General features: G+C 71.6%; 5 protein-coding genes. 2 read left to right on the top strand and 3 right to left on the bottom strand.

From position 1 onward, the window contains the following. Nucleotides 1-113: 113 nt before the first annotated feature. Nucleotides 114-5075: an NAD-glutamate dehydrogenase gene (locus ABZ910_RS34440; protein ID WP_361373043.1), complete on the bottom strand. Its 4962-nt coding sequence runs from the start codon at nt 5073-5075 to the stop codon at nt 114-116. A 629-nt stretch (nt 5076-5704) separates the two neighbouring features. Here ABZ910_RS34440 and ABZ910_RS34435 point away from each other — a divergent pair. Then, complete coding sequence (locus ABZ910_RS34435) at nt 5705-6271, top strand: DJ-1/PfpI family protein (RefSeq protein ID WP_361373041.1); 567 nt, start codon at nt 5705-5707, stop codon at nt 6269-6271. 36 nt (nt 6272-6307) lie between these two features. Here the strand turns inward: ABZ910_RS34435 and ABZ910_RS34430 are convergent, their stop codons facing one another. Together ABZ910_RS34430 and ABZ910_RS34425 are read right to left on the bottom strand one after the other, a co-directional pair. After that, the gene (locus ABZ910_RS34430) at nt 6308-6973 is read right to left on the bottom strand and encodes an HAD family hydrolase (protein ID WP_361373039.1); all 666 of its coding nucleotides are present in this window, start codon (nt 6971-6973) and stop codon (nt 6308-6310) included. A gap of 86 nt (nt 6974-7059) precedes the next feature. After that, nucleotides 7060-7572: a hypothetical protein gene (locus ABZ910_RS34425; RefSeq protein WP_361373037.1), complete on the bottom strand. Its 513-nt coding sequence runs from the start codon at nt 7570-7572 to the stop codon at nt 7060-7062. A 353-nt stretch (nt 7573-7925) separates the two neighbouring features. Here ABZ910_RS34425 and ABZ910_RS34420 point away from each other — a divergent pair, with 353 nt between their 5' ends. Then, nucleotides 7926-8432, top strand: a complete 507-nt coding sequence (locus ABZ910_RS34420) for an Rv3235 family protein (RefSeq protein ID WP_361373035.1) — start codon at nt 7926-7928, stop codon at nt 8430-8432. Nucleotides 8433-8601 lie beyond the last annotated feature (169 nt).

The raw sequence follows: 8601 nt of genomic DNA, 5'->3' as shown, positions 1-8601 counted from the left end.
TTTATTGAATTGGCCCGTTCCCCCTTTGACTCACAACTCCCACGGGGCTCTGCCCCCGCTCGCGGCCCGCCCCGGGCCTGATCAGGCCCGGGGCGCCCCCGTCACCGTAGGGACTACGAGTGCGTCCGCAGCAGCGTCCGCATCGTCCGCATCGCCACCGACAGGTTGGCCAGGTCGAAGGCGTCCGAGCCGCGGATCTCCTCCAGCGTGGCGCGGGCCCGGCTCAGGATCGGCGCGTTCTTCGCCTCCCAGGCCTTGAAGCGCTGCTCGGGCGTCGAGGTGCCGTTGCCGACGGCGAGGATGTCCGCGGTGAGCGCCGCGTGGGCCGCGTACAGGTCCTCGCGGATGGAGGCGCGGGCCATGGACGACCAGCGGTCGGTGCGAGGCAGCTCGATGATGCGGTCCATGAGCTCGGAGATCCCGAGGCGGTCGGCGAGGTCGTAGTAGACCTCGGCGACGTCCAGCGGCTCCTTGCCCATGCGGTCGGCCACCGAGACGATGTCGACCGCCGGGAAGGCCGAGGAGAACCCGGCCACGCGGGTGGCCAGCTCGTCCGGCACGCCGGCCGCCATCAGCTCGTCGTGGATGCGCTCGTACCACTCCAGGTCCGCGCCGCGCAGCAGCTTCGGCAGCTCCTGCCAGACCTGCTCGACCCGCTCGGCGAAGAAGTCGACGGTCTCGGTGAGCTCCAGCGGCTGCGGCCGGTTGTTGAGCAGCCAGCGCGTGCCGCGCTCGACCAGGCGGCGCGAGTGCAGCCGGATGCGGGTCTGGACCTCGGCGTCGACCTTGTTGTCGAGGTCCTCGACCGCGTCCCACACGGGCGACGAGCGGAAGATGGCGCGGGCCGCGGTCTGCGCCCGCACGATCTCCTCCAGCGACGCGCCGGTCTCCTCGCGCAGCCGGTGCAGATACGTCGTACCGCCCGTGTTGACCGTGTCGTTGACCAGTACGGTCGTGGTGATCTCGCGGCGCAGCGGGTGGCTGTCCACGGCCTCGGTGAACCGCTCGCGCAGCGCCGTCGGGAAGTACGCGTGCAGCAGGGTGCGCAAGTACGGGTCGTCCGGCAGCGAGGTGTGCAGCAGCTCCTCGGCGACCGTGATCTTCGTGTACGCCAGCAGGACGGCCGTCTCCGGACCGGTCAGGCCCTGGCCCTGGCCGAGCCGCTCGCGGATCTGACGGTCGGCCGGCAGGAACTCCAGCGCCCGGTCGAGGTGGCCCTCGCGCACCAGGTGGCGGATGAAGCGCTGCTGGGCGTGGAGCATGTCCTTGGACTGGGCGAGCGCGTTGGCGATCGCCGTGTTCTGCGCGTAGTTGTTGCGCAGGACCAGGGCGCCGACCTCGTCGGTCATCTCGGCGAGCAGCTTGTTGCGCTGCTTGACGGTCATGTCGCCGTCCGCGACCAGGCCGTTGAGCAGGATCTTGATGTTCACCTCGTGGTCGGAGGTGTCCACGCCGGCGCTGTTGTCGATCGCGTCGGTGTTGATCCGGCCGCCGTGCGTGGCGAACTCGATGCGGCCCAGCTGGGTCAGGCCCAGGTTGCCGCCCTCGCCGACGACCTTGACCCTCAGGTCCGCGCCGTCGACGCGGATGGCGTCGTTGGCCTTGTCGCCGACGTCGGCGTTGGACTCCGCCGACGACTTGACGTACGTACCGATGCCGCCGTTCCACAGCAGGTCGACCGGCGCGTGCAGGATCGCCTTCATCAGGTCGGCCGGGGTCATCTTGGCGACCTTGCCCTCGATGCCGAGGGCCGCGCGGATGTGGGCGTTGACCGGGATCGCCTTGGCGGTACGGGGGAAGATCCCGCCGCCCGCCGACAGCAGCTCGGTGTTGTAGTCGGCCCAGCTGGAGCGGGGCAGCTCGAACAGGCGGCGGCGCTCGGCGTAGCCGGTGGCCGCGTCCGGGTTCGGGTCGATGAAGATGTGCCGGTGGTCGAAGGCGGCGACCAGGCGGATGTGCTCGGAGAGCAGCATGCCGTTGCCGAACACGTCACCGGACATGTCGCCGATGCCGACGACCGTGAAGTCCTCGCTCTGCGTGTCCACGCCCAGCTCGCGGAAGTGCCGCTTCACGGACTCCCAGGCGCCGCGGGCGGTGATGCCCATGCCCTTGTGGTCGTAACCCGCGCTGCCGCCGGAGGCGAAGGCGTCGCCGAGCCAGAAGTTGTACGACTGGGCGACCTCGTTGGCGATGTCCGAGAACGTCGCCGTGCCCTTGTCGGCCGCGACCACCAGGTAGGTGTCGTCCTCGTCGTGCCGTACGACGTCCTGCGGCGGCACGACCTCGCCGGCGACCATGTTGTCGGTGATGTCGAGCAGCGCCGAGATGAACGTCTTGTAGCTGGCGACGCCCTCGGCCAGCCACGCGTCCCGGTCCACGCTCGGGTCGGGCAGCTGCTTGGCGACGAAGCCGCCCTTGGCGCCGACCGGCACGATGACGGTGTTCTTCACCATCTGCGCCTTGACCAGGCCGAGGATCTCGGTGCGGAAGTCCTCACGGCGGTCGGACCAGCGCAGGCCACCGCGCGCGACCTTGCCGAAGCGCAGGTGCACGCCCTCGACACGCGGCGAGTACACCCAGATCTCGTACGCCGGGCGCGGCGCGGGCAGGTCCGGGATCGCCTGCGGGTCGAACTTCATGGAGACGTAGTCGTGCGGCCTGCCGCCGAGCTTCTCCTGGAAGAAGTTCGTGCGCAGCGTCGCCTTGATGACGGTGAGGAAGGAGCGCAGGATGCGGTCCTCGTCGAGGCTCGCCACCTGGTCGAGGGCCAGGTCGAGCTCTTCGAGGAGGGCCTCGACGATCTCGAGCCCGGCGCTCTGGCGCTCCGGCGCCATCCGCGCCTCGAAGAGGGAGACGAGCAGCCGGGTGGTGTGGACGTTCGTGCGGAGGGTGTCCTCCATGTAGTCCTGGCTGAAGGTGGAGCCGGCCTGCCGCAGGTACTTGGCGTACGCGCGCAGCACCATGGCCTGCCGCCAGGTCAGCCCGGCGCCGAGCACCAGGGCGTTGAAGCCGTCGTTCTCCGCCTTGCCGGTCCAGGTCGCGGCGAAGGCGTCCTGGAAGCGCTCGCGGCCGTCGTCGCCGAGGTAGTCGCCGTTGCCGCCGCCCAGCGACTTGGGGATGCGCAGACCGAAGTCGTAGATCCAGGCGCTCGTGCGGTCCGAGCAGCGCAGCTCGTACGGCCGCTCGTCGATCACCTCGACGCCGAGCCGGTTGAGGACCGGCAGCACGGCGGACAGGGAGACGGCGGCGCCCCTGCGGTAGATCTTGAAGCGGCGCTCGTCGGGGGCGGCGCCCACCGGCTCGTACAGGCTGAGCGCGAAGTCGTTGCCCTCCTCCTCGCTGAGCCGCTCCAGGTGGACCAGGTCGGCGACCGCGGCACGCGGGCTGTGGTCGGCCTTGTAGCCCTCGGGGAAGCCCCCGCCGTAGCGGCGCAGCAGCTCGGCGGCGCGCTCCTCGCCGCACTCGGCGGTGAGCGCCTCGGCGAAGCCGTCGGCCCAGGAGCGGGCGGCCTCGACGAGGCGGGCCTCGATCCGCTCCTTGTCGGCGTCGGACAGCTGCGGCAGCTCGGTGCCCTGCGGGACGCGGACGACGAAGTGCAGCCGGGAGAGAACCGATTCGGTGTTCCAGGCCGTGAAGTCGACGCTGGTGCCGCCCAGTTCCTCCTTCAGGATGTCGATGATCCGCAGCCGGACGCCAGTGGTGTAGCGGTCGCGGGGGAGGTAGACGAGGGCGGAGTAGTAGCGGCCGTACTCGTCCTGGCGCAGGTACAGACGCAGCCGGCGGCGTTCCTGCAGGTAGAGGACGGACGTGACGATGGGGCGCAACTCGTCGGCGGTGGTCTGGAAGAGCTCGTCGCGCGGGTAGGTCTCCAGGATCTGAAGCAGGTCGCGGCCGCCGTGGCTGTTGGGCGAGAACCCGGCGCCCTTGAGGACCTCCTGGACCTTGCGCCGGATGACCGGCACGCGGCGGACGGACTCCGTGTAGGCGGCGGACGAGAACAGGCCCAGGAAGCGGCGCTCCCCGACGACGTTGCCGTCCTTGTCGAACTTCTTCACGCCGACGTAGTCGAGGTACGACGGCCGGTGCACGGTGGCCCGGCTGTTGGCCTTGGTGAGGACGAGGAGCTTGTGCTCGCGGGCCTTGGCGCGGGCGTCGGTCGAGAGCCGCTCGAAGGAGGGGGTGACCGGGTGGAGGTCGTCACCGGCGTGGTGCGGGTCGGAGCGCAGGATGCCGAGGCCGGTGCCCGGTACGGCGGCGAGGGTGTCGTCCTCGCACAGCTCGTACTCGCGGTAGCCGAGGAAGGTGAAGTGGTCGTCGGACAGCCAGCGCAGCAGCTCGCGTGCCTCCTCGACCTGGGGCCCGGGCAGGTCGGCCGGCACCGGCTCGTCGCCGAGTCCCTCGGCGATGCGCAGGGCCGCCTCCCGCATCTTCTCCCAGTCCTCGACGGCCTCGCGGGCGTCGGACAGGACGCGCAGCAGATCCGCGGTGATCTGCTTCAGGTCGGCGCGGTCGGTCTCACGGTCGATCTCGACGTGGATCCAGGACTCGACGTGCGCGTCGTGCGGGAGGTCGGCGCCGGTGGGCGGGGTGGGCAGCACCTCGATGAGCTTGCCCGTGAGATCGCGCCTCACGACGAACTGCGGGTGGACGACGACGTGGATGCCGCGCCCCTGCCGCGTCAGCTCGTTGCTGACGGAGTCGACGAGGAAGGGCATGTCGTCGGTGACGACCTCGACGACGGTGTGGCTGCAGGTCCACCCGTTCTCCTCCACCGTCGGGGTGTGCACCCGGACGTTGGCGGTGCCCTGCGGGCGGGTCTCGGCAAGGCGGTAGTGCGAGACCGCGGCTCCGAAGACGTCGACCGGGTCGCGGCCGTCGAGGTCCTCCGGGGCGGTGTGCTGGTAGTAGCGCTGGAGGAACGCGAGCACGGATTCCTGGTCCGGGGTTCCCGGGCCGCCTGGGGTGCCCTCGCCCGTCGTCCCAGTCGGTAGGTGCCCCCCGACCGGGCTGTTCTCAGCTACCCGGGCGGCCCTCTCGAGCAGCTCGGCCTTGGCTTCGTCCAGCTTGGTCTGCATTGTCCTCTGGCTCCTGTCGCGCGCCGTTGCGTGACGTAGAAGGAAGTACGGTCTCTTCCCCTCGGGTGTAACGCCACGGCCCGGGGTGTCCGGTCTGTTTCGACGCTATGCCGCAAGGTGAGACGGGCGGGGAGTATTCAGCCAATGTCGACACGCCCGAGGGGTGTGACGTCGCTCTCCACGACGCCGGAACCCGGGGAGCGCACGGCGCCTCGGGAACTCCTGCGGCCCCGTCCCGCCCGCGAAGACCAGCGACCGCCGCCCGGTCACGGATGTCGTCCGTGCTCTCCGGGCGCAGGGCAGGGGCAGTGGTGCCCCCGCGAGATATCGCGCTGATCACGCCACAAGGCTATCGCTCCCCACCCCGGGCCCGTCATGAGCCGTATGTGTACAAAACCGAGGGCCGAACTTTGACGTTCTGCACAGGGACGAACGCGCCACCAGCGACGTATCCGAGCCACCGGCCCGGACCGTCCTGGCCGGTGGCGGACCCGTGCCGGACCGGTGGCGCAACCCCTTGGCGGCGCGGCACGCTGGAGGCACCGTGCCGACAGAGCAGGCCGCCGGACGCTCGTCGCCGCCTCGCCGCCCGCGGCCGGCGCACGTCCGCCCGAGAGGAGCCGTCCGACATGCCTCCGAAGATCCTCATCGTCACCGGCGACGCAGCGGAGTCACTGGAAGTCCTGTACCCCTACCAGCGCCTCCGCGAGGAGGGCTACGACGTCGACATCGCGGCCCCCACCGCCAAGAAGCTGCAGTTCGTCGTCCATGACTTCGAACCCGGCTTCGACACCTACACCGAGAAGCCCGGCTACACCTGGCCCGCCGACCTCGCCTTCTCCCAGGTCGACCCCGGCGAGTACGCCGCCGTGGTGATCCCCGGCGGCCGTGCCCCCGAGTACCTCCGCAACGACCCCGAACTCCGCAAGATCCTCAAGTCGTTCTTCGACGCGGACAAACCGGTCGCCCAGATCTGCCACGGCCCGCTGCTGACCGCGGCGACCGACAGCCTCCGCGGCCGCCGCGTCACCGCCTATCCCGCCCTGGAACTCGACATGCAGGCGGCCGGAGCCACGTTCCAGGACAGCGAGGCGGTCGTGGACGGCTCCCTCGTCTCCGCCCGCGCCTGGCCGGACCACTCCGGCTGGATGCGCGAGTTCCTGACGGTGCTGCGCGCCAAGGCTCCCGTGAGCTGAGCTCCCGCCCGCGCCGCGGACCGAGCTCCGCCCCGGTTACGCCGCCAGCCGCTCCGCCTCGGCCACGGCCTCCTCCAGCGTGTCCACCACCGGCACGCCGGCCCCTTCGAGGCTGGCGCGGCTGTGCGAACCCCCGGTGTACAGCACGGCCCCCGCTCCCACGTGCAGCGCGGCCACCGCGTCGTCGGCGGCGTCCCCGATCACCACCGTGCGCGCGGTGTCCACTCCGGTGAGCGTCTTGAGATGGCGCACCATGTGCTCGGCCTTGCTGCCCCCGGACGGCCCGGTCCGCCCGTCGATCCGTATGAAGTGCGTCTCGATCCCGAACCCCCGCACCAGCGGCACGAGTTCGTCGTGCCCGTACATGCTCAGCAGCGACTGGCTGTTGCCCGCCGTACGCCACGACGCCAGCAGGTCGGCCGCCCCCTCGGTCAGCCCGCACCGGAGGCGGTGCTCGGTGTAGTGCCTGTGGAAGACCGTGTCCATGGCCTCCCACTCGGCCTCGCTCGGCAGCCGCCCGAGCAGCCGCTCGTAGAACCTGGGAATCGGCACGCAGTACAGCGACCGGTACTGCTCCAGCGTGATCGGCTCCAGCCCCAGCTCGGCGAACGCGGCGTTCGTCGCCCCGATCACCGCGTCGATGTCGTGGAACAGCGTGCCGTTCCAGTCCCAGACGATGTGCGCGCCCTTGTTCATCCCCATGTCCGAAAACGTTACTCGCCGCCACTGACAATCCAGGGACGCAGCAGGTCAGAGGCCTGCGGGAGGCGCAGCTGCGCCCGGCGCGGTCAGCCGTTGCCGACCAGGTTCGGGATCTCCTGCGTGGCGTACCACAGCAGCTCGTGGTCCTCGGCCCCGTCCACGACGAACTGCGCGTCGTCGTCCCCGCCGTCCGCGGCCTCCACCGCCGTGGCGGCGGCGGTCACGTCCGCCTCCGCGTCGGCCCCGTCGACGTGCACCGCGGCCGCCTCGGCCAGCGGCACCGGCCCGGCCACGCGCACCTCGCCCAGCGCCGCCGGGTCGAGCCCGCGGTCCGGGTCGGCCACCGCGGCTCCGTCGGGCACGTCGACGGCGACCACGACCCGGCGGCGGATGGCGTCCGGGTCCGCGGCCAGCAGCCGTACCGAGGCCAGCGCGGCCCGGTTCAGCGCCGCGTACTCCAGCTCCTCGATGTCGTCGGAGAGGTACCACTCGCGCAACGCGGGCGTGACGGCGTACGCGGCGAGCGGACCGGTCCCCAGCTCGCCCGTCTTGTGCGCCTCGGCGAGAGCGGGGAGGGTCAGGGGGACGTAGACGCGCATGGCTGGCCGCTCTCTTCGTGGTCAAAGGCTTCGCTGCCCGCCCGGGGAGGGCGGTCGTGCCCCGGGAAAGGCGGTCGGGCGTCTCCCGGAGGGCCTTCAGGATACGTGCGGGTGTCCCCTTTCGGGTCCCCGGCCACACCCCCGGTCCCGTCAACCCGACACCACGTGATTCACCCGGTACCGGCCTGCTGCCACGGGGCTTCCACCACCCTCGACCACTCGGATAAGTGAACTTTCCTGGGCCCCCGACGCGCACCGCGACTTCCTTGCTGCCGCCGCCTCCGGCCCCGTACAAGATCCCCACCGACAAGTTACCGCCCGGTACCAGCCGGGCCGGCCGAACGGGGACTCCCATGCACAAGGTCATGACCAGGGCCGCCCAGTCCCGCCCGGGCACCCGCCCGCCGGGCCGCCGCGACACCCGCCGCCCGGGCGGCACGGCTCCCAGGACGCCGACGACGAGGTCGGCCGGGACGGCGTCGGGGGCGACCGGAACTGTCCCGGCAGCGCCGGGGCCCGCCCGTCAGCCCCGTCCCACCGACCTCTTCGCCGACCGGCTGCTCGCCGTCCTCAGCGGCCACCGCCCCGTCCACTGGATGCTCCGGCACACCGCAGGGCGCGCCTACGACGAACTGGCCCGCCTCGCCGAGCGCGGCCCGCTGCGCGCCCGTGGCACCCGCCCCGTCGTCCGCGACATCGGCTATTTCGTCCCCCGCCCGGGCGCCATCGAGGCCTTCGCCCGCATCGGCGCCGGCGACCAGCTGCGCGCCATGGCCTTCCGCCTGGAACAGGGCCCGGACCTCCGCTGGCGCTGCACGGCGGTGGAACTGGGCGGCCCGCGTGGGGCGCGTGCGGAGTAGCCGCGTTGCGGCTGTGTGTGGGGGCTGACTGACGGCGTCGCGGCCGCGTACGGGGCCGGTGGCGTCGCAGCCACGGCGTGCGGGCCGGGCGGATGGCCCGGCGCGTGCGGGCCGGAGCGACGGGGCACGCACGCCGAAGGGCCGGGGCACCCTCGGGTGACCCGGCCCT

Origin of the sequence: Streptomyces sp. NPDC046805, assembly GCF_040645355.1 — a bacterium.
In the GTDB taxonomy this organism is placed as follows: domain Bacteria; phylum Actinomycetota; class Actinomycetes; order Streptomycetales; family Streptomycetaceae; genus Streptomyces.
The sequence above is the reverse complement of the archived record's forward strand: the minus strand, read 5'-3'. Positions and strand labels throughout refer to the sequence as shown.

Bases quoted from the DNA above. Each gene is read 5' to 3' on its own strand.
- ABZ910_RS34420 (WP_361373035.1), top strand. From the start codon at position 7,926: ATGCACAAGGTCATGACCAGGGCCGCCCAGTCCCGCCCGGGCACCCGC.
- ABZ910_RS34430 (WP_361373039.1), bottom strand. From the start codon at position 6,973: ATGGGGATGAACAAGGGCGCGCACATCGTCTGGGACTGGAACGGCACG.
- ABZ910_RS34435 (WP_361373041.1), top strand. From the start codon at position 5,705: ATGCCTCCGAAGATCCTCATCGTCACCGGCGACGCAGCGGAGTCACTG.
- ABZ910_RS34440 (WP_361373043.1), bottom strand. From the start codon at position 5,075: ATGCAGACCAAGCTGGACGAAGCCAAGGCCGAGCTGCTCGAGAGGGCC.
- ABZ910_RS34425 (WP_361373037.1), bottom strand. From the start codon at position 7,572: ATGCGCGTCTACGTCCCCCTGACCCTCCCCGCTCTCGCCGAGGCGCAC.